Origin of the sequence: Tomitella cavernea (assembly GCF_016599145.1) — a bacterium.
GTDB lineage: Bacteria > Actinomycetota > Actinomycetes > Mycobacteriales > Mycobacteriaceae > Tomitella > Tomitella cavernae.
In genome coordinates this window covers 40834-65077 of the sequence record NZ_JAENKO010000022.1, presented here as the reverse complement: position 1 = coordinate 65077, position 24244 = coordinate 40834, and the positions used below count along the sequence as shown (strand labels likewise).

The following is a 24244-nucleotide window of genomic DNA, read 5'->3' as shown; positions in this document are numbered from 1 at the left end:
GCTGCCCGGAATGTCCCCCAAGCTGCCCGTCGACTCGCTGCTGCCGCCGGACTCGGAACCGCTGCTCCCGGCCCCCGGCAGACTCCCACCATCGACACTGCCCGCCAGACTCGCGAACGGAAGCGCCGCACTGCCCAAGATGAACTGCAGCCCCAGCTCCAACCCGGCCTCACTGCCCGTGCCGGCATCAGAGCCGGACGACCCCGCACTGCCCGAGACCAGACCACCGATGCTGCCCTCGACGCTGCCCGGAATGTCCTCAACGCTGCCCGTCAGCGCACTACTGCCGGCGCCGCCCTCACCGGAGGACCCCGACGAACCCGATCCCTCATCGGAACCGGCGCTGCCGCCGGTACTCCCCAGAGCCAACAGGATGTCGGCGATGCTGCCCGCCGAGCTCCCGGGAAGGGTGGTGTCACCGCTGCCGAAGTCGAGGTCTGCGCTCCCCGCACCGCCGCTGTCCGAACCGCTGCTGCCGAATACGCCCATGCTGCCGGCAGCGAGGATCGGGAGCAGCGCGGAACTGCCCAGCGTCACGCTGCCGAGTGCGGCAGTTCCCACGGCCACGCCGACTGCGCTGCCGGCGTTGAACTCCGGCGCTTCGAACACGGGCAGGCCCGGGATCGTCACGTTGAGCTGGCCATTCACACCGGCGCTCACCCAGCCGGCGGGGATAATGGCGTTCGCCGACGCGATGATGTCCGTCACCGTCCGGCTGGCCCACTGCCGGTCGACGCCGGGGATGTTGATGTCGACATCGCAGGAGCTCCCGACGTACACCTCGCCGCCGCCGATCTCGGTCTTCTGCTCGCATCGACTCTGGCTGTCCTGCTCGGACTGCTGGCCTGCCGTATCGGCAATGGCGATTCCTGGAATCGTCAACCACGCGAGTGTCGCGAATGCCGCAGCACCGCCGACGACCTTCTTGCTTCCCGCGTGTGCACGCGCATTGCTTTCACGCCTTCTGCCACCTTGCATGAATACCCACCTTGACATCGATTTCATTCAGGGTAATTCCGGAGCGCGCGCTTCCCCGACGCAGCACACCGCACGGTTCCGGCGCGATCCGCAGGCCCGTCGACTCGGATTGCACTGGTCACCCCGTTGATGCGCATCACAGTATCACTGAATGACTCGTGAGTAGCGGTGGAGCAACCCCCGAGGACCGGGATGGGATTCAACGGCTGTCATTCGAACAGTATAGCGTACTTACGCGTCCTCATCATCGGGTTGAACCTCACCCTTACCTTGCAGTGGACCATCTCGCTGCGCACGTTTTCTGTTACATGTTCATCGAACTTCCACAATTGTTCTTCTTGTTCTTCACCATGCACGAGAGCCGGCGCATTGCCGACGCGGAACTGAAATATGTTGGAGCTCAGTCGATATCCCCGCGACACCGCACCGCCGCGCGGACCGGACCGCCGGGGGCCCGCGCGGCGCGGCGCGGTAGACTCGTCGGCGGTGTGCCGGGAAGTCTGGTCGGCAGTCGATGCACGGGCATCGGTCTACGTATGGTTCTGCCATGACTGATCCGCGGTCGGCCGCGCCCCTGGGGCGCGCCGCACACGATTCAGCGTGGCCGTCCACGTGGGGCCTGACCGGGTTCGGCTCCGATGACGACATCCGACGGAAGGTCCCCCGCCTCCCATGCCGCATTCTCCGATGACCCCCGCCCCAGGCCTCGCCTCTCGAACCGGCGACTTTTTCCGCAAGGAGACCGTCGGCGGCCTGGTCCTCCTCGGTGCCGCAGTTCTGGCCCTCATCGCCGCCAACACCCCCCTGTTCGACGCCTACGCGTCGCTGCGCGACTTCGCGGTCGGCCCGTCGGCGCTGCACCTCGACCTCACGCTGGGCGACTGGGCCAAGGACGGCCTGCTCGCCGTGTTCTTCTTCATCGCCGGCGTCGAACTCAAACGCGAGATGGTCCTGGGGGAGCTGTCCGACCGTAGGAAGGCGGTGCTCCCCATCATCGCCGCGGTCGGCGGCGTCGTCGTCCCCGCTTTGATCCTGCTCGGAATCGGCTGGGGCAGCCCCGGGGTCGACCAGGCCTGGGCGATCCCGATCGCGACCGACATCGCGTTCGCGCTCGGCGTGCTCTCCCTGACAGCCAAGAACGTCCCGGCCACCGCTCGCGTGTTCTTGCTGAGCCTGGCCGTGGTCGACGACCTCATCGGCATCGCCGTCATCGCGTTCGTCTTCGCGTCCGGAATCGCCATCGGCTGGCTGCTCGCCGCTGTCGCCAGTCTCGCCGTCTACTGGTTCGCGCAGTACCGCCGCATCACGACACCGTTCCTGTACGTTCCGCTGGCGGTACTCACCTGGGTGTTCATGCACAGCTCGGGGATCCATGCCACCATCGCGGGCGTCGCCCTGGGGCTGTTGACCCGCGTGCGCAGCGACCCTGACGAGGGAGAGGCCCCCGCCACACGGCTCGCCGAGCGGATCACGCCGTGGTCCGCGGGCCTGTGCGTGCCGGTCTTCGCGTTCTTCGCCGCCGGTGTGCACGTGGACAGCGAACTCCTCGGAGAGCTCGGCTCGGACCGGATCGCCCTGGGCATCGTGGTCGGCCTTGTGGTCGGCAAGACGATCGGGATCTTCGGCGCGTCGTGGCTGGCCATCAAGTTCGGCGTGGCGCAGATCCCCCGGGGCCTGCAATACCTGGACATGCTGGCGCTGGCAGTTCTCGGCGGCATCGGTTTCACCGTGAGCCTGCTCATCGCGGAGTTGTCGCTGGCCGGACTGCAGCACGGCGACGCGGTGGAGATGGCCAAGATCGCGGTGCTGGCCGGGTCGGTGATCGCCGCGATACTGGGGTCGATCGCGATGGTTCTGCGCGGACGGCACCACCGCCGCGTCGCCGAGGACTCCGGACGGCGCGACCCGGTCGCGTGAGCAGCCTCGTCCTCATCATCGGCCCTGTCGTTCTGCGGCACCCGGCATGTGGGAGTCCGCCGCGCATGGCACGATGAATCACTGAGGCCGATGCGGCCGCCACGCATGTACGCACAGCTGCACGGACCGCATGGTGGCATGGACGCAGACGTGTGCAGACGTAATATGGAGGGTTGACGTGAGCTTCACCGACCGCACCACTGGCCGCGGCGCCGGCAACGGGGCGCCCGCGTCCCTGGCGTCGATCCCGCTGTCGGACCTGGACCCGGCCGCGCAGGACGCCTCCATCGGCGCGCTGGTCAAGAATGCGACCAGCCAGGTATCCACGCTGGTGCGCTCCGAGGTCGAGCTGGCCAAGGCCGAGGTCACCGGAGAGGTGAAGAAGGCCTTGCAGGGCAGCGTGTTCTTCATTGTGGCCGCGACCATCCTGCTGTTCAGCGCGTTCTTCTTCTTCTTCTTCCTCGGCGAGTTGCTCAGCGAGTGGCTGCCGCGGTGGGCGGCGTTCCTCATCGTCTTCGGCATCCAGGTCTTCACCGCGGCGCTCGCCGGGTTCCTCGGTTATCTGCGTGTGCGCAAGCTGCGCGCACCCAACAAGACGATCGACTCCGTCAAGGAGATCTCCTCCGTGCTGCCGTCAGGCGGCAAGCCGGACACGCAGACCTCCGCGCCCGCCGGGGCATCCGTGCACGAGCGGTCGATGGCCGAGGCCGCCGCCGCGGCATCCGGCAGGCACGCCCGCTGACACCCTTACGCCCGCACACTCCGGCCCCGGGACCACACGATGGCCGATAGCCGCACGGGGCCGGACCCGTCGACGGTCCGCCACGACGGGCCGTGGCGGCACATCGACGTCCGAGGCAACGGCATCCGACTGCACGCCGCGCAGACCGGCCCGGATGACGCCGACGTGCCCCTCGTGGTCCTCGTCCATGGTTTCGCCCAGTACTGGTGGTCATGGCGCCACCAGCTCACAGCCCTGGGCGACGCCGGCTACCGGGTTGTGGCGGTGGATCTGCGAGGATACGGCGACAGCGACAAGCCGCCGCGCGGCTACGACGGCTGGACCCTCGCCGGCGACCTCTCCGGGCTGATCCGTGGGCTCGGGCACGACGACGCCTTCCTGGTCGGCCACGGCGACGGCGGCCAGGTCTGCTGGGCCGCCTCGGTGTTGTACCCGGCCGACGTCCGCGGCGTCGTGACCATCTCCGCCCCGCATCCGCTCGCGCTGCGGCGGGCGGCGGTGGCGGACGCGGCGCAGCGCGCCGCGCTCGCACCCCGTCTCCTGTACGACCAGATTCCGCGCCTCGGCGAGCGCAGGCTCATCGCGGACGACGGTGCCGGGGCGGCCGCGGTGCTGCGGGAGCGCGCAGGGGCCGTCTGGGCCCGCACCGCGGACTTCGCCGACACGGAGCGGCGCGTGCGTACCGCCATCAGGATCGACGGCACGGCGCACTGCGCGTTGGAGTACCACCGCTGGGCGTTCCGGAGTCAGTTCCGACCGGACGGTGCCCGCTTCCGCGCCGCGATGCGCACCGCACCCGGTTCTCCCGTGCTCCAGATCCACGGCACCGACGACCGGCACGTGCCGCCGGCGACGTTCCGCCGCTGCGCCCGCTGGGCCCCGCAACGGCGGCTGGAGGCCCTGAACACGGGGCACTTCCCGCACCAGGAGGCACCTGCGGAGACTACAGCGACGATCCTCCGATTCCTCCGCGGCTGAGCCCGCCTCTACGCGACGCAGGACCCCGTGCCGACTGCCTGCGACCATTGCTCCGCCGAGCCCGCTTGTGCTTCCACCTCGTCCGCGGTGAGCACGAAACCAGTGTCCGGATCGTCCACGGCAGCACCGAACACCACGCCGAGCACGCTGCCGTCAGTGGCCACCAGCGGGCCGCCCGAGTTACCGGAACGCACCTTCCCCCGGATGGTGTAGACCTCACGCTTGATCGTCGTCGAATGGTAGATGTCCGGCCCGCTGAGCATGATCCTGTCACGCACGCGGGCGGGGCTGGCGGTGAACGGCCCCCCTCCCGGGTAACCGAGGACGACGGACTCCTGGCCGCTATGAGCGGAGTCGGGGGCGAAACGCAGAGCCTCGGCGCCGAGCCCCGGTACGTCCAGGATCGCCACATCCGTGGTGGGGTCGAACAGCACCACCGTCGCCGGCAGCGCACCGTCGCGGGTCATCACCGACACCGATGACGTACCGGCCACCACGTGCGCGTTGGTCATGACCCGCTGCGGGGCGACCACGAAACCGCTTCCCTCCAACGTGCGCTGGCATCCCGGAGCCCTGCCCCGGATCTCGAACACGCTCGCCGACGCGGCGACGACACCCGGCGCCGACACCGATTCCGCGGCGGGCGGATCCACATCCGTGATGGGGGTCCGGGCGAACGGCCCGAGCACGTCCGGCAGTCCGGAGGTGTCCAGCAGCGCGGACAACCGGCCGGGAACCGCCCGCAGCCACGACGGGGCGAGCGCGTCGACATTGCTGAGCACCCACGAATCACGCACCGCCGCCGCGGCGGTGCTCTGGGTGTTCGTCGCGACCGGGACGGCGAGCAGCCAGGCGGTGACCAAGACCGCCACCGCCTGGAACAGCGCCCCGACGGCCGAATCCACCAAGCGCACCACGTGGTGCTGGATGAAGCGCCGCGCGAACCGGCCGATGGTGACGCCGATGATCTCGCCGCAGACCGCCAGCAGCACGATCACAAGGATGCCCAGGAGCAGACGCCCGCGGGCGTCGTCCACCCCGCCGACCAGGTGCGGGGTCAGCTCGATGCCGGCCGCCAATCCCCCGAGCACGCCCAGGAAGGCGAGCGCCGAGGCGATCGCGCCATACCGCCACCCGGACATCGCGGCGAGCACCGCGACGGCAACGACCGCGATGTCGAGCCAGACTGAGCCGGTCACCTGCGCGTTGCCTGCTCGTCGACCTCCGCGAGGGTGATGTCGAGTTCGCGGATGTCACCGGTGTCCCACTCCCGCTCCCAGCCCGCCTCGGTGATGAGCGCAGACAGCAGTCCCGCGGTGAATCCCCACACGAGCATCCCGTCGACCATGAAGGCGGGGCCGGTGAACACCTGGCGATACTGCACCTGGAAACGGTTCGCGGGGTCCACGAGGTCCGCCACCGGAACCCGGGTGACGCGCGAGGTCTCGGCCTCGTCGACCACGCGGATGGGACACGGCTCGCGCCAATAGGCGAGGACGGGGCTCACCAGGAACTTCGACGGCGGGACGAACAGCTCCGGCATCACCGCCAGCGGCTGCACACCGTCGGGGCGCAGCCCGGTCTCCTCCTCCGCCTCACGCAAGGCCGTCTGCACAGGGCCGCCATCGCCGGGGTCCGCAGCGCCGCCCGGAAACGCGACTTGGCCGCTGTGGTGGCGCAGCGTGGCCGCGCGCTGGGTCAAGAGCACGTCACCGCCCTGGACGCCGTCGGACTCGTGTCCGGAAGCATCGTCTCCGAAGAGCATGAGCACCGACGCGGGACGGGCCCGGACGCCCGGCGGCACAGCGCGCGACTGCAGGACCCGCGGCAGAAGGGGGCGGCGCCGCGCCCCGCCGTCGCGCAGCCGCTCCGCCAGGCGTGCCAGCCAGTCCGGCGCCGAGCCGTCGGCGCAGGACGCTGACGCTCCCTCGTCGGCGATACTCACAGCGTCACTCCCAGCGTCTCTTTCACGACCTCCGCGATATGGTCCGCGTCCGTGAACGGTATCGCCACCACCCGCGCAACCGTTCCGTCGGGCCGGACCAGCACGGTCACCGGAAGCACCTGCGGCGCCCGCACCGCTGCCGCCACTTTGCGCTCCGGGTCCGCCACCGAAGGCAGATCGACGCCCAGGTCTTCCAGCAGCGCGCGTCCCTTGTCCGAGTGCTGGTCGCTGTGCACGGTGAGCACGGTCACCGTGTCGCCGGCCCGCTGCGCGAACTGCTCCATCGCCGGCAACTCCTCCCGGCACGGCGCACACCAGTACGCCCACAGGTTGACCACCGCGGGCTTGCCCGCCAGGTGGGCACCGACATCCACCGGGTGCCCGTCGTGGAGGTCCGCGAGGATCAGTCCGTGCAGCGGCATGGCGGATCCCGCCGCCGGGGCATCCGGAGAGCCGGACACGGGACCGGTCGCCTGGGGGCCGGACGCCGCAGGAGCGGACGCTGCGGGACCGCCGTCGTCGCCCAGCAGCGTCATGACCATCGCGACGATGAGCGCGACGAACACGATGAACACGCCGATACCCGTCTTGGCCGAGGCGCTCAAACCCCTCAACGGGACGGCTCCGCGTCCGGCGCCACGCCGGCGAGCTCGAGCAGATGGGGGGTCTCCGGGCCCCGCACCAGCGCCGCGGCCGCGGCCGGATCGGTGGGCCCCTCGCCGTAGGAGGGGCAGTCGGCGGCGAGCACGCACACCCCGCAGGCGGGTCGGCGCGCATGGCACACGCGGCGACCGTGGAATATCACCCGGTGCGACAGCAGTGTCCATTCGCGCCGCTCGATGAGCCCGCCCACCTCGTGCTCCACCTTGACCGGATCGGTCGACTCGGACCAGCGCCAGCGGCGCACCAGCCGCAGGAAGTGCGTGTCCACCGTGATCCCGGGCACGTCGAAGGCGTTGCCCAGGATCACGTTGGCCGTCTTGCGCCCGATCCCCGGTAGCTTCGAGAGCTCCGCCATGGTCGCCGGGACCTCGCCGTCGTGCCCCTCCACCAGCGCCTGACCCAGCCTGATCAGCGAATCCGTTTTGTTGCGGTAGAAGCCGGTGCTGCGGATCATCTCCTCGAGCCCGGCACGGTCGGCCGCCGCATAGTCCTCCGCGGTGCGGTACCGCGCAAACAACGCGGGCGTCACGACGTTCACCCGCTTGTCGGTGCACTGCGCGGACAGGATGGTCGCGACCGCGAGCTCCAAGGGGGTGGTGAAGTCGAGTTCGCAATACACGTGCGGGAACGCCTTCCCCAGCGTGCGGTTCATCCGCCGCGCACGCCGCACCAGCGCCAGCCGGCTCTCCGGCTTCGACCAGCGCCGCCCGCGCCGGCCGTCGGCACCTCCACTCACCACCACGCTGACCAGACTACGGGCCGGTCCCCGCCGCCACGGACACCGCACGGCGCATCTGCCCCGGCAGCGACCACGCCGAGTGTGACGTACGACAACCCGCCGTGGGTTCGTGTCCGGAACGAGACATCGACGGTGTTTACTCTCGTGCATGCAGGTAGTCCTCGTCGTCCTCGCACCGGTGATCGTGATCGCATTCGCGATGGCGATGGAACACATCGAGACCCTGCTCAAACACCGCACGGACCACGTCGGAGATCCGCAGGAGTTCATCGAATCGCACACCCCCAGCGACCTGCTCACCGAGCCCGCCCACGCGCGGGTATCGTGACCGCCGCGGCCGCCCCGCACCCTCTGCGAGGAGGCTCACGCGAGCGTCGCGATCACACACGGTAACGTCTGGGCCATGCACCGCCCCGGCGGACTTCCGGCACCGGTCCGCCGTCAAATGCCGCCCCGCGGCGCGGCATGCCTGTAGCCTCGATCACACGGCATTACTAGACTACGTCGTGATGTACCGCTGCCCAGGCAAGCGCGGGCGCCGGAAGCCGTGGGGAACATAGCAGATTCGCACGGCGCAGACACACACAGCACAGACCATGAGGAGCCCACGTGGACGAGGTCCTGGCCAGAGCCGGAATCTTCCAGGGAGTAGAACCCTCCGCAGTTTCCGCCCTGATCAAGCAGCTTCAGCCGGTCGAGTTTCCACGAGGCCACACGATCTTCCACGAAGGTGAGCCGGGTGACCGGCTGTACATCATCGGCTCCGGCAAGATCAAGATCGGGCGGCGCTCGCCGGACGGCCGCGAGAACCTGCTGACGATCATGGGCCCGTCGGACATGTTCGGCGAGCTCTCCATCTTCGACCCCGGCCCGCGCACTTCCAGCGCTATCACGGTCACCGAGGTCAAGGCGGTCTCGATGGACCGCGAGGCCCTCAAGGACTGGATCTCGCAGCGCCCGGAGATCGCCGAGCAGCTGCTGCGCGTGTTGGCCCGGCGCCTGCGCCGCACCAACAACTCGCTGGCCGACCTCATCTTCACCGATGTTCCCGGCCGCGTCGCGAAGGCGCTGCTCCAGCTGGCCCAGCGCTTCGGCACCCAGGAGGCCGGCGCACTGCGCGTCACGCACGACCTCACGCAGGAGGAGATCGCGCAGCTCGTCGGCGCCTCGCGCGAGACGGTCAACAAGGCGCTCGCGGATTTCGCGCACCGCGGCTGGCTGCGCCTCGAGGGCAAGAGCGTGCTCATCATCGATTCCGAACGGCTCGCGCGCCGCGCACGCTGACCCGACGGGGCGAACGTCCACGACTGCGGGCTGCGGCACACCGGCCGGGATGTACCCGGACCGTGGCCGCCGCCCGCAGTCCTGTCTCAGCCGCGCAGGTAGTCCAGCTGGGCCGCCACCGACCATTCCGCGGCGGGCCACAGCGATTCGTCGACGTCCCGGTAGACCTGCTCGACCACCTGCCGTGCCGTCGCCAGCTCCCCCAGCACCGCGAGCGCATCGCGGACCTGGCTGAGCCGCTGCTGCCGGTGCGCCCGGTACTCGCGCGCCACGGCCGCGGTGTCCGGAAGGTCGGGCCCGTGCGCCGGAAGGCACGCCGCACCCGCCCCCACAGATATCAGCCGCTCCAGCGATTCCAGGTAGTCGCGCAGTGACCCGTCCTCGGGGTCGATCACGGTGGTACCGCGCCCCAGGATGGTGTCGCCGGTGAGGACTGCGCCGGGGCGGTCTCCGTCCGGCTCGATGATGAGCGAGACGCTGTCCGCGGTGTGCCCGGGCGTAGCGAGCACGCGGAGTCGCACCCCCGCCGCATCCAGCACCGTGCCGTCCTCCAGCGCGCCTCCGCCGCCGCGGCGGTACTCGGGGAGCACCGCGTACACGTCGGCTCCGGTGAGCGCACGAAACTTTTCGATCCCCCCGGTGTGGTCGTCGTGCCGGTGGGTGACGATGACGGCGGCCACGGGCCCCAGCGCCGCGACCCGTTCGAGATGTTCCGCATCATCGGGCCCCGGATCCACGACGACGGCGGAGTGCGAGCCCGGAGCGCGGACGATCCAGGTGTTGGTGCCCTCGAGTTCCATGATCCCCGGGTTGCGGCACAGCACGACGCCCGCAGTGGCCGTCACCGGGCGCAGCACCCCGTAGGCCGGGTGGGCCGGCGCGGTCACGACCGCACCTCCACCTGCAACTCCACCTCGATCGGGGAGTCGATCGGCAGGTCAGAGACGCCGACGGCGCTGCGCGCATGCCGCCCGGCCTCACCGAACACCTCGCCGAGCAGCTCCGAAGCGCCGTTGACGACGCCGGGCTGCCCGCCGAAGCCCGGGGCGGACGCGACGAATCCGACGACCTTCACGATCCGCACGACGTCGTCGAGCCCCACGACGGAGTCGACGGCGGCGAGGGCGTTGAGCACCGCAACGCGGGCCAGGTCCTTGGCATCCTCCGGCGTGACGTCCGCCCCTACCTTCCCCGTCCGCAGGAGCGCGCCGTCCACAGTGGGCAGCTGGCCGGACGTGAACACGAACGACCCGCTGCGCACGGCCGGCACGTAAGCGGCCAGAGGCGCGGCCACCGGCGGCAGCGTCAGGCCCAGCTCGGCCAGCCGGGCGGTGGGCGCCGCCGCGCTCACTTGCGGCGCTTCAGGTAGGCGACGTGCTGTTCACCGGTGGGTCCGGGCAGCACCGAGACCAGCTCCCAGCCGTCGGCGCCGAAGTTGTCGAGAATGGCCTTGGGATTGTGGATGAGCAGCGGAGCCACGAAGTACTCCCACTTGACCGCGTCCGCTGCCTGCTCGGGTTCACTCATGCGGACACCATATCCCCGCCGCCGCCGCCCGTGTGCACGGTGAAGCCGGGTCCGCCGGGCGCCGCTACGGGCCTAACGCACCTGCGCCGTCGTCTCACCTCATAGACTCGGGCGGTGCCCACTACACATACCCGCTCCACGGTGGAGGGACTGACGTCCTCGTGGCCGGAAACCGCCGCACAGGCGCGGCTGCACTTCGTCAGCGGCAAGGGCGGTACCGGTAAGACGACCGTGGCCGCCGCGCTGGCCCTCTCTCTCGCCGCGGGGGGACGCAGGGTTCTGCTCATCGAGGTCGAGGAGCGCCAGGGGATCGCCCAGATCTTCGACACCGCTCCGCTGCCGTACGCGGAGACCAAGGTCGCCGTGGCCGACGGCGGCGGCGAGGTGCACGCGCTGGCCATCGACATCGAGGCCGCCTTCCTCGAATACCTCGACATGTTCTACAATCTGGGCTTCGCGGGCAAGGCGATGAAGCGCATCGGCGCCGTCGAGTTCGCCACGACGCTCGCGCCGGGGCTGCGCGACGTTCTACTCACCGGCAAGATCAAGGAGGCGGCGAGCCGCACCGAGGACGGCCGGTACCTCTACGACGCGGTCGTGGTCGACGCGCCGCCCACCGGTCGCATCGGCAGCTTCCTCGACGTAACCAAGGCGATGGCCGACCTCGCCAAAGGCGGCCCCATCCGGTCGCAGTCGGAGGGCGTCGTGGATCTGCTGCACTCGCCGCAGACGGTGGTGCACCTGGTTACCCTCCTCGAGGCGCTTCCGGTCCAGGAGACCGCCGACGCGATGGCCGAGCTGCAACGCCTGGACCTGCAGCCGGGCACGGTGATCGTCAACCGCACGGAGGCCACCTACCTCGACGACGAGACCATCGGCGCGGCCGCGGGGGGCGGCATCGACGCCGAGTCCGTACGCGCCGACTTCGCGCGCGTGGACCTCACTGTCTCCGACGAGGACTTCGCGGGACTGCTGACCGAGACGATTGAGCACGCCATCCGATGCCAGGCGCAGCGCGAGAGCGCGCGGGAGCTCGCCGGCCTGCACGTGGCGCAGCTCGAGCTGGGCGAGGTGCCCGATGGCATGGACCTCGGCGGCGTGTACGAACTGGCCGAACAGCTGGCGGGACAGGGGGTCCGATGACCGGCACCGTGGATGTTGCGGCACTGCTCGCAGACGGCGCCACCCGCGTGGTCGTGTGCTGCGGCGCCGGCGGCGTGGGCAAGACGACGACGGCCGCCGCGCTCGCCCTGCGCGCCGCCGAATCCGGCCGCTCCGTCGTCGTACTGACCATCGACCCGGCGCGCCGGCTGGCGCAGGCGCTGGGCGTGGGCGACCTGGGCAACACGCCGCAGCCGGTGCCCTTGCCGGACAACAACTCCGGCGGCAGCCTGCACGCGATGATGCTGGACATGCGTCGCACCTTCGACGACATGGTCGTCCAGTACGCGACGCCCGAGCGCGCGCGGGAGATCCTGGCGAACCCCTTCTATCAGACCGTCGCCTCGTCCTTCGCCGGGACGCAGGAGTACATGGCGATGGAGAAGCTGGGGCAGCTCGTCGCCGAGGACGCGTGGGACCTCATCGTGGTGGACACTCCGCCTTCGCGCAACGCCCTCGACTTCCTCGACGCCCCGCAACGGCTGGGGACGTTTCTGGACGGCCGCATGATCCGCATGTTCATGGTTCCTGGCCGCGGGATCCGCAAGATCGTCAGCGGCGCCGTCGGCATGGCGATGCGGGCGGTGTCGACGGTGGTGGGCAGCTCGATGCTGGCCGACGCGTCGCTGTTCGTGCAGTCGTTCGAGGAGATGTTCGGCGGCTTCCGCGAACGCGCCAACCGCACCTACCAGCTCCTGCGCAAGCCCGGCACGGCCTTCCTCGTGGTCTCCGCCGCGGAGCCCGATGCGCTGCGGGAGGCGTCGTTCTTCGTCGAGCGCCTCACCGACGAGAACATGCCGCTGGCCGGGCTGGTGCTCAACCGCACGCACCCGGTGCTGGCGCAGCTGCCCGTGGAGAAGGCACTGGCCGCCGCCGACCGGCTCGACGAGCAGCACGGCGCACCGGCGGACGGCACACGGGAGTCGTCCCTTCCGCCGGTGGCCGGCGCGGTACTGCGGATCCACGCCGAGCGAGGTGCGACGGCCAAGCGCGAGGTGCGGCTTCTCGGCCGCTTCACCGGCGCGCACCCGCGCGTGCCCGTGGTCGGCGTGCCGTCGCTGCCGTTCGAGGTCTCCAGCCTCGACGCGCTGCGCGCCGTCGGCGACCAACTCGTCGCCGACGGCACCTGACCGGAGGGGTGCCGCGCCCGGTCAGCCTGCCGAACGGCGTCGCCGGGCCGCTTCGAAGAAGGTCGCCCAGGACGTCACGTTGGGGTGCTCCTTGAGCAAGGCCCTGCGTTGACGCTCCGTCATACCGCCCCACACGCCGAACTCCACTCGGTTGTCGAGCGCATCCGCAGCGCATTCGAGCATGACCGGGCAGTGCCGGCAGATCGTGGCGGCCTTGCGCTGCGCCGCGCCGCGGACGAACAGCTCATCCGGGTCGATGTTGCGGCATAGCGCCTGCGACGTCCATGCCATCCGTGCCTCGCTGGAATCCACCGACAGCGGCGGGATCCCGGTCTTGCGGAGCTTCGGCACCGAGGCGCCATGCCCGGTGGACTTGGCGCGTGTCTCGGCCGCGGTCCCGCTGCCAGTGCTCTTCCGTACGCTTTCGGATTCCGACATATGGGCTGATGTGCGCATATGACCTGCCCCCTTCGCGTGCAACACTTCAGTTTGTTAACTGCATCACAGTAATTGTTAACTTAGGCGACTGAACACCGCTCTGCAACCCCCGTCCACCAGGTAAACGGCCGTCGCCGCGGCGATTCCGGGCCCAGCGGCGGCCGTGACCGCACCGTCGCGCGCGCCGCGTACACGGCACTGGCATCACCCTGCGTACTCTGTGGTGCGTGCCGTCCGGGAAGACAATCGCGAAGTTGCTCGGCATCTGCGTGCTCGCAGGCGTCGTGCTGGCAGGCGTCCTGTTCCCCGTTTTCGGGGGCGTAGGGGTCGTCGTCAACAAGGCCAGCGACGCCGTCGACTCGTCGTCGTCGCAGGTGCTCGAGGGTGATGCGCCCGCGGTGACGACCATCGTCGACGCCGCCGGGAACCCCATCGCCTGGCTCTACGACCAGCGCAGGTTCGAGGTGCCCAGCGACCAGATCTCGAACTACATGAAGCTGGCCCAGGTCTCGATCGAGGACCGCCGGTTCGCCTCGCACAAGGGCGTGGACTGGCAGGGCACACTGCGCGCGCTGCTCACCAACACCAGCAGCGGCGAGGTGCAGCAGGGCGCCTCCACCATCGACCAGCAGTACGTGAAGAACTACCTGGTGTTCGTGGCGGCACAGACCGATGCGCAGCGCCGCGAGGCGACCGAGACGACCATCTCGCGCAAGCTCCGCGAGGCCCGCATGGCGCTGACGCTGGACAAGCAGCTGTCCAAGGACGAGATCCTCACGCGCTACCTCAACCTCGTGCCGTACGGCAACGGCAGCTACGGCGTGCAGGACGCCGCACGCACATACTTCGGGGTGGACGCCAAGGACCTCAACCTGACGCAATCGGCGATGCTGGCCGGCATGGTGCAGTCGCCATCCCGGCTGAACCCCTACATCAACCCGGACGAGACGACGGCACGGCGCAACGAGGTGCTCGACGCGATGGCGTCCACCGACTCGATCACCCCGCAGCAGGCCGCCGAGGCCAAGCAGCAGCCGCTGGGAATCCTGCCGAAGCCCAACACGCTGCCCCGCGGGTGCATCGCCGCCGGCGACCGCGGATTCTTCTGCGACTACGTGCTCAATTACCTCAACAACGCCGGCTTCACCGACGAGCAGCTCAAGCGCGGCGGCTACCTGATCCGCACCACACTGCGGCCGGAGATCCAGGACTCGGTCAAGCGTGCGCTCACCGACACCGCGTCGCCCGACCTCGACGGCATCGCGGAGGTCATGAACCTCATCGAACCCGGCAAGGACGCCCACAAGGTGGTCGCCATGGCCAGCAGCCGCACCTACGGGCTCGACGCGGCGGCGCACGAGACCGTCCAGCCGCAGCCATTCACCATGGTCGGCGACGGCGCGGGCTCCACCTTCAAGATCTTCACCACGGCGGTGGCGATGGAAAAAGGCCTGGGCCTGGACACCACCGTGCAGGTCCCGCCGTTCTTCGCCGCCCAGGGCATGGGCCACGGCGGCGCGGCCGGCTGCCCCGCCGACTCCTATTGCGTGCGCAACGTGGGTGACTACCCTCCGAGCATGTCGCTGACGCAGGCGCTGGCCACCTCGCCGAACACCGCCTTCGTCAAGATGCTCCAGGATGTCGGCGTGGACCCCACTGTGGATATGGCCGTGCGCCTGGGCCTGCGCTCGTACACCAAGCCCGGCACCTCCGGGGTGGACGACCGCAGCCTGGCGCAGATCATCAAGGATGAGAACCGCGGGTCGTTCACGCTGGGCCCCACGCCGGTGGACCCGCTCGAGATGGCCAACGTGGCCGCCACGCTCGCCGCCGGCGGAACGTGGTGCCCACCCACTCCCATCGAGGCCGTCTTCGACCGCGACGGCAAGCCGGTCCCGGTGACGCAGGAGGCGTGCAAACAGGTCCTCGATCCCGGCCTGGCGCACACCCTGGCCGTCGGATTGGGCGAGGACCACCTGCCAGGCGGCACGTCCGCGGGCTCGGCGGCGGCAGCCGGCTGGACCGCACCGGTGTCCGCGAAGACCGGCACGACGGAGACCTACCGTTCGTCGGCCTTCCTGGCGTTCACCCAGTCCATCGCCGGCTTCTCCTACGTCTACAACGACGGCACCGACCCCGGACCCATCTGCACCTCGCCGCTGCGCTCGTGCGCCGAGGGCAACGTGTACGGCGGCACCGAGCCGGCGCTGGCCTGGTACCAGGCGGTGGGCCGCATCCTCGGCGACTACCCGCCGCCGGTGCTGCCACCGCCGGACCCCCAATACGTCAAGGGCAACGCCTCCGCAGTGGTGCCCGACGTCGTCGGCCGCACGGAGGCCGGCGCCACCGCCCGCCTGCGCGGGGCGGGCTTCCAAGTGAAGTCCGTGACGGTGCCGTCCGACAAGCAGAAGGGCAACGTGGTCACCGTGAGCCCCGTCGGCTCCGCCGTCCCCGGCTCCACGATCACCATCAGCATCAGCGACGGCAGCCGCACGCCGGCCGACGACAACGGCGGCGACCGCGGCGATAGGCCGACCCCGCGGTCCGAGGACCGTAGCAACGACCGGGGTGACAGCGGCACAGGCCGGGGCGACGAAGCGGACTGATCCCCGGCCGTCCGCCGGTCAGCCCGCCAGGCGGGTCTTCACCACGCCCGACAGCCTGGAGCCGTCCGCGCGCCCCGCGGCGCGCGCCGTCGCCTCCTTCATGACCTGCCCCATCTGACGCATCCCCGGCTGCGACCCCAGCTGCTCGTGCACCGCGGCGACGGCCTCGTCGACCACCCGGCCCAGCTCGTCGTCGTCGAGCTGCCGCGGCAGGTAGGCGGCGAGGATCTCCTCTTCGGCCCGCTCCTTGCGCGCCAGTTCCGCCCTGCCGGCATCGTCGAACACCTGCGCGGCCTCCAAGCGCTTCTTCGACTCTTTGGCGATGACCTTCAGCACCTCGTCGTCGGTGAGCGTGCGCGCCTCCTTGCCCGCGACCTCCTCCGCTTGCACTGCGGACAGCACCATCCGCAGAGTCCCCGTGCGCAGCGGATCCTTGGCCTTCATCGAGGCGGTGAGGTCGCCGCGGATCTGATCCTTGAGTTCTCCCATAGCGTGAAACGGTACGCGCCCCGGACGCACGCCCCGGTCCATGCATCCCAGCCTGCGCATCCCGGCCCGCGCACAGCGGATCGGGGCGGGGGCGCCTGCCGTATCGTGGCAGGCGTGGGCACAACTTTCGGATCGCACTGGACACCTCGCCCCGCCGGCGGCCCGCCGGCCCCCGGCGGACCCGCGTGGAAGGCGCTCGGAGCGGTGGCCGCCGCCGGCGCCGCGTCGCTCGGCTACGCAACGCTGATCGAACGCAACGCGTTCGCCCTGCGTGCCGCCACCCTCGAGGTCCTCGCCCCCGGCTCGCCAAGCATCCGCGTACTGCACCTCAGCGACCTGCACATGCTGCCACGGCAGCAGCTCAAGCAGGCGTGGGTGCGTGAACTCGAGGCGCTGGAGCCAGATCTCGTGGTCAACACCGGCGACAACCTGGCGCACCTCCGCGCGGTACCGGCCGTGGTGCAGGCGCTCGGCGGCCTCCTGGACCGCCCGGGCGCGTTCGTCTTCGGAAGCAACGATTATTTCGGCCCGGTGGCGAAGAACCCGCTCAAGTACTTCGACAAGAACCACCGGCGTGTCCCCGGCCCCCCGTTGCCGTGGCAGGATCTGCGCGCCGCGTTCATCGAACGGGGATGGATCGACGCCACCCACCGCACGCAGGAGATCACCGCCGGAGGCAACACGATCAGCGTCGCCGGCGTGGACGATCCGCACCTGCAGCGCGACCGCTACGACACGATCGAGGGCAAGGCCGACCCTTCCGCCGACCTGCGCCTCGCCCTGAGCCACTCCCCCGAGCCGCGGGTGTTGGACCATTTCGCTTCCGACGGCTACGACCTCGCTCTGTGCGGGCACACCCACGGCGGCCAGTTGTGCCTCCCCGCATACGGCGCGCTGGTGACGAACTGCGGCATCGACCGCTCGCGGGTCAAGGGACCGTCGCAATGGGGCGAACACATGCGGCTGCACGTCTCAGCCGGACTGGGCACCTCGCCGTACGCTCCCGCCCGATTCTTCTGCAGACCGGAGGCGACCCTGCTCACGCTGGTCCCTGCGCAGGTCGACCCCCGCGCTGCGGCGAACGGGGAGGCCGTTTCGCGGTCCGGGGCGGGTGTGCGCTAGACTCAGCGAGGCTTGTTCGGGAGTGCCCGGGGAGGATTTTCCGCGCGCACTTCCGGTACGCCACGGGGTGTGGCGCAGCTTGGTAGCGCGCTTCGTTCGGGACGAAGAGGTCGTGGGTTCGAATCCCGCCACCCCGACACAAAAAGTGCCGGGACACCGCTCAAACGGTGTCCCGGCACTTTTCTGTCGCATTCGGGCATCTCCGGCCGAGCCGGCCGACCGGCCCCTGTCAGTCGGCCAGGAAGCGCGCCCGCACGAACTCCGCACCGCAGGCGAGCTCCTCGTTCGCCTCGTCGAGCATCCGACCGAAGTGCAGGAACGAATGCAACACGCCGGGCACCATGCGGAACCGCACCTCCTGGCCTCCCCGCCGGAGCGCCGCAGCGAGCGCGCGCGCATCGTCGGCGAGCGGGTCGAGTTCCGCGCCCACGACGTAGGCCGGCGGCAGCGGGGCCTCCAGGTCCGCCGAAATGTGGTCGACGAGGGGCCCGCCGCGGTCGGCAGGGTCGTCGAAGACGGTGCTCTGGAAGCCCTGCAGATCCTGCGGCGCCATGCCGTCCCAGAAGCCGCCGTACTGCCTGCTCGTGACGGAGTCGCGCAGTCCGTGCCCGCCGTAGTAGAGCAGCATCGCCCGCAGCGCCCCACCTGCCGTGACCGCCGCCTGCTCGTCGATGCCGGGCAGGGTCCCCGGGCGGTCCCGCAGCAGCAGCGCCGTCGCCATCGACAACATCGCCCCCGCCGAATCACCTGCCATTGCCAGTCTCGCCGGGTCGATCCCGTGCCGCCGGCCGTGCACCGCCAGTTCGGTGACCACCCCCGCGCACTCGTGCAGCGCCTGAGGGAACCGGGCCTCCGGGGACAGCGAGTAGTCCACGCCGACTACGGCCGCACCGCTCCTGTCGGCGAGAACCCGCATGATGCGGTCGTGCGTGTCGAGATCCCCCACTGTGAACCCACCGCCGTGGAAGTACACGACTGCCGGCAGCTCCGCGGCGGAGGTCGGGCGATGGATGCGGATCGGCACGTCCGTGCCCGCAGCGCGGATCCGCAGCTCGTCGGTCGCCGCCATCCGCGGCCCGCCGTCGTTCCAGAACCGCCGCTCATCACGATACTCGGCGCGCATGGCCGCGATCGGGTCCGCTGGATCGTCCTCCCCGCCTGCCTCCGCAGCCGCCCGCGTCAGCTGGTGGATCACCACGCGGCGCATCTGCGGGGTGAGACGTTCGCGCACGTGGCCGGGCACGTCGTCTATGCCGCGGGGTGCCGGGGCACGGTGGGTGGGAGTCTCGTGCGTCATCGTTGCCTCTCCTCGGGGCGGTCGCTCACATCCGCGGAATGTGGGCGATGAGTTCGCGGGTGTAGTGGTGCTGCGGATCGTCCAGCACCTCGTCGACCGGGCCGTTCTCGACGATCCTGCCGCTCTGCAGCACGGCCAGTCGTTGGGCGATGTGGCGCGCCAGAGCGATGTTGTGCGTGACGAAGAGCATGGCCATCCCGGTCTCCCATTGCAGGGTCCGCAACAGGTCGATGATCGCGGCCTGCACGGACACGTCCAGTGCAGACGTGACCTCGTCGCACACCAGCACGCTTGGGGCATTGACGAGGGCCCGGGCGATCGCCGCCCGCTGCCGTTCGCCGCCGCTGAGATCCCCTGGACGCCGGTCGATGAAGCTGCGGCCCAGTTCCACCTGGTCGAGCGCCTCCTGAACCTTGGCCCGGCGCTGCCGTCGGTCGGTGCCGCCCGTCATCCGCAACGGCACCTCGATGGACTCGCCGATGGTGCGCCGGGGGTTCAGCGAGGAGAAGGGGCTCTGGAAAACGTACTGGATGCTGCGCCGTTCCTCCGCTGTGCGCTGCCGGGTGCCGCGGGCAAGAGCACCGCCGGAGAGCACGACGTCACCGTGATACCTGCTGTTGAGGCCGGCGATACAGCGCGAGAGGGTCGTCTTACCCGATCCGGATTCGCCCAGCAGCATCATCGACTCGCCCGCACCCAGTGCGATGTCGATGCCTTCGAGGATCCGGGCCTTGCCGTAGGAGAGCCGCAGATCCTTCGTCCGCAGCAGTGCCGCCCCCGCCTCCGCGGCGGCCTCCGCGCGGTCCGCGGCCGGCGAGGCCCGCACCGACGGTCCGCTTCCTCGCGGCACCGATTCCGCGAGGTGCTCCCCGGTGATGGCCTCCGTCCGGCCGATCCGACGCTCCCCCTCCAGGTCCGGCACCGCCCGCAGCAGCCGGCGCGTGTACTCGTGCCGGGGGCTGTACAGGACTTCCGGGCAGTCTCCACGTTCGACGATGTCGCCTGTGAGCATGACGGCCACCGCGTCGGCGACCTCGGCGACCACCGCCAGGTCGTGGGTGATGTACAGGCCCGCCACGTCGTGGCGGCGGGTCAGTTCGTGGATGGTCTCGAGCACCAACGCCTGGGTGGTGACGTCCAGCCCCGTCGTCGGCTCGTCCAGCACCATCACCGACGGCCTGCAGGCGAATGCCATGGCGATGCCGATGCGCTGCTGTTGGCCCCCGGACAACTGATGCGGGTAGCGGCGCTGATACTCGGAATCCCCGGGCAGCCCCACCTCCGGCAGCACCTCGGCCACGCGGGCCCTGCGCTCGGCGTCGGATCCGCCGAAGCCGTGGACCCGCAGCACCTCGAGGATCTGGTCGCCCACCCGCATGGCCGGGTTCAGCGAGAGCGCGGGATCCTGGGGCACGTAGGAGATGCGGCCGCCGCGGAGCCTGCGGCGATCCGGCTCGGGCAGGTCCAGCACGTCGAGGGGCTCCCCGTCCTGGTACAGGTCCACGCCGCCGCCGGTGTGCCGCAGTCCGCGCCGGAAGTGGCCGAGGCAGGCCAGGCCCGCCGTCGTCTTGCCGGAGCCGGATTGGCCGACCAGCGCCAGCATCGCGCCGGCATGCAGGTCGAAGGAGACGCCGTGCAGCACTTCCTTGCCGCCGGCCGTGGCCGCCACCCGCAGGTCGCGGACGCGCAGGGCGATGGGCCCCGCAGTGGTCGTCTCGATGTTCACTGTTGGTCCTCCACGTGCAGGTTCGCCGTGGCGCGCGCGAATGCGTCCGTGACGAGATTCGTGCCGACGGTCAGCAGAGCGATGGCGATGATCGGCAGCAGCACGCCCCACGGCTGCACCGCCAGTGCGATGCGGTTCTCGTTGATCATCAGGCCCCAGCCGGCGGCCGGCGGTTGCAGGCCGAGCCCCAGGAACGACAGCGAGGCGATGTAGGCGATCGAGTACGTCATCCGCAGGCCGAGCTCCACCATCAACGGGCCGGTGATGTTCGGAAGCACTTCGCGCGCAAGGATCCGCCACCGCGGGACGTTGTACATCTCCGCGGCCGTGATGTAGTCCTCGGTGATCACCGACAGGGTCGCGGACCGGGCCACGCGGGCGACGCTCGGCGCATGGGTGATGCCGATGACGACGACGAGGACCCATCCCTGGGGCCCCAGCACCGTGATCGCCAGCAGGGCGAACACGAGCTGCGGCAGCGCCAGCAGGATGTCGTTGCCGCGCATGATGACGCTGTCCACCCAGCCACGGGTGTAGGCGGCGACCATGCCGAGGACGGTGCCGAGCGCCAGACCCAGGACGGTGGCGAGCGCGGCGTAGACGAGCAGGCGCAGCCCGCCGTCGAGGAACCTGCTCAGGACATCGCGGCCCAGGTTGTCCGTGCCGAACACCCCGTCGCTGTGGAAGGGCTTGGCTGCGAACTCCGTGCTCGTGTACCCCGTGGCCCACGGCAGCAGCAGCGGCCCGAAGACGGCCACGGCCACGACGATGCCGGTGATCACGACGCCGATCTTCGCCTGCCGCTGCGCGATGAAACGCCGCCACAGGCTCGGAGGCGCGGACGCCTGTGCTGGCGCGTCCTGGCTGCTGACGCCGTCCGGTTCTGCACTCATTTCGCCGGCTCCGTCCGCAGTTTCGGATTGGTCACGATGCCGACGACGTCGGCCAGCAGGTTCACCACGATGTACACCGCGGCGATGAGCAGCGCGATGGTCTGCACCACCTGGATGTCCCGGTTGTGCACGGCGTCCACCAGCGCGGCGCCGATCCCCGGGTAGCGGAAGAGGTACTCGACCACCACGATGCCGCCGGCGAGCCAGGCCAGCTGGAAGGCGATCACCTGGGCCACGGGGCCGAGCGCGTGCGGCATGGCGTGCCGGGTGATGACCTGTCTCTCCGGAACGCCCTTGAGCCGGGCCATCTCGACGAAGCCGCCGTCGAGTGCTTCGACCATCGTCGCCCGCATCATCCGGACGATGTACGGGAGCACCACGATCACGAGGGTGAGGATCGGCATCACCAGTTGCGGCGGGAAGTCCCACACATGGGTGCCCGGAGGATTCATCGTCACCGCCGGCAGCACGTCGAACACGTTCGTCGACAACACGGCGATCAAGACGATGCCGATGACGAAGTCCGGTAGCGCGGCCACGACGAGCGTCGCGTACGTGGTGGCGTTATCGGCGGCCTTGCCGCGGCGGATCGCGCTGAAGCTTCCGATGAGGATGCCGACGGGGATGCTGATGGCGGCGGCGATCAGCATGAGCACCAGCGAGTTGACGATCTTCGGCCCGAGGTACGCCCCGACCGAGGCGCCGGTGGCGGTGGACGTGCCGAAATCGCCGGTGAAGATGCCGCCGAGCCACTGGAAGTACCGTTGCACCACAGGGTCGTTGAGATTCAGCTGTTCGCGCAGCGCGGCCAGCCGCTCCGGCGTCGCCTGCTGCCCCAGGATCGCCTGCGCCGGATCGCCGGGCAGGAGGAGCGTGGCGATGAACACGAGCACGCTGACCAGGAACAGGATGACGACGCTGATCGCGAGGCGCTTGGCGATGAATCGTGCCATCACAGCGCCTCCCTCAACCACACCTGACGGAACCGGAAGCCGGACAAGGCGAGCCCGGTGCGGTCGGGGACGAGACCGCCGACATACCGCTGGTAGGCGTCGATCTGGTTGGCGAAGCCCCAGACGATGTATCCGCCTTCGTCGTAGAGGATCTTCTGGGCCCGCCGGATCAGTTCGGCGCGCGGCCCCTCGTCGACCGTCGCGGTGGCCTGCTTGACCAGGCGTGTCAGTTCGGGGTTGTCCATGTGGGTCTCGTTGAAGGCCGACTTCGGCAGGCTGCAGGTCATCGCCTGTGGAAGGAAGTCCCGCGTGTAGTAGAAGTCTTGCGCGAAAGTCCACTTGAGGTAGTCGTCGCCGAAGAACGTCGTCGGCTCCACGCGCCGGATGTCGACGGTGATCCCGGCACCCTTGGCCTGCTGCGCGAACACCTGCGCCGCCTCGACCGCGCCCGCTTGGATATTCGAGGTGACCAGTTCGACGGTGATCCCGTCGGGGTAGCCGGCGTCGGCAAGCAGACGCCGGGCCTTGTCGAGGTTCTGGGTGCGCTGGGGCAGGTTCTTCGAGTAGGCACGGTCGAACGGCGCGTACATGTCGTTGCCGATCCGCCCTTGCCCGCTGTAGACCTGGCGGACCATCTGCTCCCTGTCGACGGCCAGCCGGAAGGCTTCGCGCACCCGGTTGTCGTCGAACGGCGCCTGATCCACCCGCATGGTGAACGGCGTCCACGACCCGGTCTCCGAGTTGAGGATGTCGATGCGCGGATCGGATTCGAGCACCTCGACGAGCGCCGGCGGGATCTGCCCGATGGCGTCCACCTGATTCGACAGCAACGCGTTGATCAGGGCGTCGTCGTCGTTGAAGTTGAGGATCGTGAGCTCGTCCAGGTAGGGCTGGTCGTCGTGCCAGTAGTGCTCGTTGCGCGTGAACGTGCTCTGCTGGCTGGCCGTGAACGACTTGAACCGGAACGGCCCGGTGCCCACCGGGCGTTGCGGGTCGTAGTCGACTGGCACGATCCCGGAGGTGTACGCCGCGAGGAGCCGGTCGAAGTACGACACCGGCGTATCGAGACGGAAGCGCACGAGATGATCGCCGACGACCACGATCTCGCGCAGGGGCTGCAGGTCCACGGCACCGTTCTTCGGATTCTCCGGGTCGGTGATCCGCTGGAACGTCGCCTTGACGTCGCGACCCGTCATCGGCCTGCCGTCGTGGAACACCACGTCGTCGCGCAGGTGGACGGTCCACTCGCGCCCGTCCGGCGTCGCCTCCGCCTTCGTGGCAAGTCCGGGCCGCAGGTTGTAGTCATGGTCGAGTTCGAGAAGCGTGTCGTACAGGTTGACGATGCGCGCGATGTCCGTGGTGTTCACCGACAGGTGCGCATCGAGCGTGTCCGTCGCTCCGCCACCGGTGAGTCCCACACGGAGCCTGCCTCCGGCGGATGGGGTGCCGCGCATGTCGAAGGAGCCCGCCGTGGCGGAGTTCCCGCATGCGGCGAGGATCAGGGCGGTCCCCATTCCGAGGCCCGCACCGAGGAAGCCGCGGCGGCTCAGGGCCGCCCCGCCGGCGGGGGCCGATCGCTGTTCACTGTTCATTTCGTCGCCTTCAGGTACGTGCCGGTCCGGTTCCGTCGTGCGCTACGCATCAGATCCGTTCTCG

At 69.8% G+C, this 24244-nt stretch carries 23 protein-coding genes, 1 tRNA gene and 1 pseudogene; 10 read left to right on the top strand and 15 right to left on the bottom strand.

Features of this window, described 5'->3' with window-relative positions:
* Positions 1–882: pseudogene (locus JJ683_RS09480) on the bottom strand (hypothetical protein); the annotation flags it as partial.
* Positions 883–1665: 783 nt separating this feature from the next.
* On the opposite strand from JJ683_RS09480, the gene nhaA reads away from it, so the two are divergent.
* From nhaA to JJ683_RS09465, 3 genes are all read left to right on the top strand, one after another.
* A complete protein-coding gene (gene nhaA, locus JJ683_RS09475) occupies positions 1666–2895 on the top strand; it encodes a Na+/H+ antiporter NhaA (protein WP_200173462.1) in 1230 nt (409 codons plus the stop codon).
* A gap of 178 nt (positions 2896–3073) precedes the next feature.
* Positions 3074–3637: a phage holin family protein gene (locus tag JJ683_RS09470; RefSeq protein WP_307810808.1), complete on the top strand. Its 564-nt coding sequence runs from the start codon at positions 3074–3076 to the stop codon at positions 3635–3637.
* A gap of 39 nt (positions 3638–3676) precedes the next feature.
* Positions 3677–4615: an alpha/beta fold hydrolase gene (locus JJ683_RS09465; RefSeq protein WP_200173458.1), complete on the top strand. Its 939-nt coding sequence runs from the start codon at positions 3677–3679 to the stop codon at positions 4613–4615.
* A gap of 8 nt (positions 4616–4623) precedes the next feature.
* On the opposite strand, the gene JJ683_RS09460 is transcribed toward JJ683_RS09465, so the two are convergent.
* The 4 genes from JJ683_RS09460 to nth are packed head-to-tail and all read right to left on the bottom strand — an operon-like array spanning position 4624 to position 7875.
* On the bottom strand, positions 4624–5814 hold the full coding sequence (locus JJ683_RS09460) for a MarP family serine protease (RefSeq protein ID WP_200173457.1): 1191 nt from the start codon (positions 5812–5814) through the stop codon (positions 4624–4626).
* Positions 5811–6560, bottom strand: coding sequence for an NUDIX hydrolase (locus JJ683_RS09455; RefSeq protein ID WP_372435279.1), 750 nt, complete (start codon positions 6558–6560; stop codon positions 5811–5813). Before JJ683_RS09455 ends, JJ683_RS09460 begins: the two co-directional genes overlap by 4 nt.
* The gene (locus JJ683_RS09450) at positions 6557–7174 is read right to left on the bottom strand and encodes a TlpA family protein disulfide reductase (protein WP_242474563.1); all 618 of its coding nucleotides are present in this window, start codon (positions 7172–7174) and stop codon (positions 6557–6559) included. The genes JJ683_RS09455 and JJ683_RS09450 overlap by 4 nt, the downstream gene beginning before the upstream one ends.
* Entirely contained in the window at positions 7171–7875 is a 705-nt protein-coding gene (nth, locus tag JJ683_RS09445; RefSeq protein ID WP_200173483.1) for an endonuclease III, read from the bottom strand. The genes JJ683_RS09450 and nth overlap by 4 nt, the downstream gene beginning before the upstream one ends.
* Positions 7876–8110: 235 nt before the next feature.
* Between nth and JJ683_RS09440 the strand changes: the two genes are divergently transcribed.
* Together JJ683_RS09440 and JJ683_RS09435 are read left to right on the top strand one after the other, a co-directional pair.
* Entirely contained in the window at positions 8111–8290 is a 180-nt protein-coding gene (locus tag JJ683_RS09440; protein ID WP_200173456.1) for a hypothetical protein, read from the top strand.
* A 281-nt stretch (positions 8291–8571) separates the two neighbouring features.
* Entirely contained in the window at positions 8572–9246 is a 675-nt protein-coding gene (locus tag JJ683_RS09435) for a Crp/Fnr family transcriptional regulator (protein ID WP_182347329.1), read from the top strand.
* Positions 9247–9332: 86 nt separating this feature from the next.
* Here JJ683_RS09435 and JJ683_RS09430 read toward each other — a convergent pair whose 3' ends face one another.
* The 3 genes from JJ683_RS09430 to sp36 are packed head-to-tail and all read right to left on the bottom strand — an operon-like array spanning position 9333 to position 10773.
* Positions 9333–10133: an MBL fold metallo-hydrolase gene (locus tag JJ683_RS09430; RefSeq protein ID WP_307810806.1), complete on the bottom strand. Its 801-nt coding sequence runs from the start codon at positions 10131–10133 to the stop codon at positions 9333–9335.
* Positions 10130–10597: a RidA family protein gene (locus JJ683_RS09425; protein WP_200173455.1), complete on the bottom strand. Its 468-nt coding sequence runs from the start codon at positions 10595–10597 to the stop codon at positions 10130–10132. The genes JJ683_RS09430 and JJ683_RS09425 overlap by 4 nt, the downstream gene beginning before the upstream one ends.
* Positions 10594–10773 (bottom strand): Sp36 family protein, encoded by a 180-nt coding sequence (gene sp36 / locus JJ683_RS09420; protein WP_200173454.1) that lies wholly within the window; start codon positions 10771–10773, stop codon positions 10594–10596. Before sp36 ends, JJ683_RS09425 begins: the two co-directional genes overlap by 4 nt.
* 114 nt (positions 10774–10887) lie before the next feature.
* Here sp36 and bagA point away from each other — a divergent pair, with 114 nt between their 5' ends.
* Both bagA and bagB read left to right on the top strand, forming a co-directional pair.
* On the top strand, positions 10888–11916 hold the full coding sequence (gene bagA / locus JJ683_RS09415) for an ATPase BagA (protein WP_200173453.1): 1029 nt from the start codon (positions 10888–10890) through the stop codon (positions 11914–11916).
* On the top strand, positions 11913–13064 hold the full coding sequence (bagB, locus tag JJ683_RS09410; protein ID WP_200173451.1) for an ArsA family ATPase: 1152 nt from the start codon (positions 11913–11915) through the stop codon (positions 13062–13064). Before bagA ends, bagB begins: the two co-directional genes overlap by 4 nt.
* Positions 13065–13085: 21 nt before the next feature.
* On the opposite strand, the gene JJ683_RS09405 is transcribed toward bagB, so the two are convergent.
* Entirely contained in the window at positions 13086–13355 is a 270-nt protein-coding gene (locus tag JJ683_RS09405; RefSeq protein WP_182347390.1) for a WhiB family transcriptional regulator, read from the bottom strand.
* 374 nt (positions 13356–13729) lie between these two features.
* On the opposite strand from JJ683_RS09405, the gene JJ683_RS09400 reads away from it, so the two are divergent.
* Complete coding sequence (locus JJ683_RS09400) at positions 13730–16108, top strand: penicillin-binding protein (RefSeq protein WP_200173449.1); 2379 nt, start codon at positions 13730–13732, stop codon at positions 16106–16108.
* Positions 16109–16126: 18 nt separating this feature from the next.
* On the opposite strand, the gene JJ683_RS09395 is transcribed toward JJ683_RS09400, so the two are convergent.
* Positions 16127–16597, bottom strand: coding sequence for a GatB/YqeY domain-containing protein (locus JJ683_RS09395; protein ID WP_200173448.1), 471 nt, complete (start codon positions 16595–16597; stop codon positions 16127–16129).
* Positions 16598–16801: 204 nt separating this feature from the next.
* Here JJ683_RS09395 and JJ683_RS09390 point away from each other — a divergent pair, with 204 nt between their 5' ends.
* Both JJ683_RS09390 and JJ683_RS09385 read left to right on the top strand, forming a co-directional pair.
* A complete protein-coding gene (locus JJ683_RS09390) occupies positions 16802–17719 on the top strand; it encodes a metallophosphoesterase (RefSeq protein WP_307810809.1) in 918 nt (305 codons plus the stop codon).
* 63 nt (positions 17720–17782) lie between these two features.
* A tRNA-Pro gene (locus JJ683_RS09385) sits at positions 17783–17856 on the top strand.
* 92 nt (positions 17857–17948) lie between these two features.
* Here the strand turns inward: JJ683_RS09385 and JJ683_RS09380 are convergent.
* The 5 genes from JJ683_RS09380 to JJ683_RS09360 are packed head-to-tail and all read right to left on the bottom strand — an operon-like array spanning position 17949 to position 24180.
* Positions 17949–19016 (bottom strand): alpha/beta hydrolase fold domain-containing protein, encoded by a 1068-nt coding sequence (locus tag JJ683_RS09380; RefSeq protein WP_200173446.1) that lies wholly within the window; start codon positions 19014–19016, stop codon positions 17949–17951.
* Between the two features lie 25 nt (positions 19017–19041).
* Complete coding sequence (locus JJ683_RS09375) at positions 19042–20742, bottom strand: ABC transporter ATP-binding protein (RefSeq protein WP_307810803.1); 1701 nt, start codon at positions 20740–20742, stop codon at positions 19042–19044.
* Positions 20739–21635, bottom strand: coding sequence for an ABC transporter permease (locus tag JJ683_RS09370; RefSeq protein ID WP_200173441.1), 897 nt, complete (start codon positions 21633–21635; stop codon positions 20739–20741). Before JJ683_RS09370 ends, JJ683_RS09375 begins: the two co-directional genes overlap by 4 nt.
* A complete protein-coding gene (locus tag JJ683_RS09365; RefSeq protein ID WP_200173439.1) occupies positions 21632–22588 on the bottom strand; it encodes an ABC transporter permease in 957 nt (318 codons plus the stop codon). The genes JJ683_RS09370 and JJ683_RS09365 overlap by 4 nt, the downstream gene beginning before the upstream one ends.
* Positions 22588–24180: an ABC transporter substrate-binding protein gene (locus JJ683_RS09360; protein WP_200173437.1), complete on the bottom strand. Its 1593-nt coding sequence runs from the start codon at positions 24178–24180 to the stop codon at positions 22588–22590. Before JJ683_RS09360 ends, JJ683_RS09365 begins: the two co-directional genes overlap by 1 nt.
* Between the last annotated feature and the right edge of the window lie 64 nt (positions 24181–24244).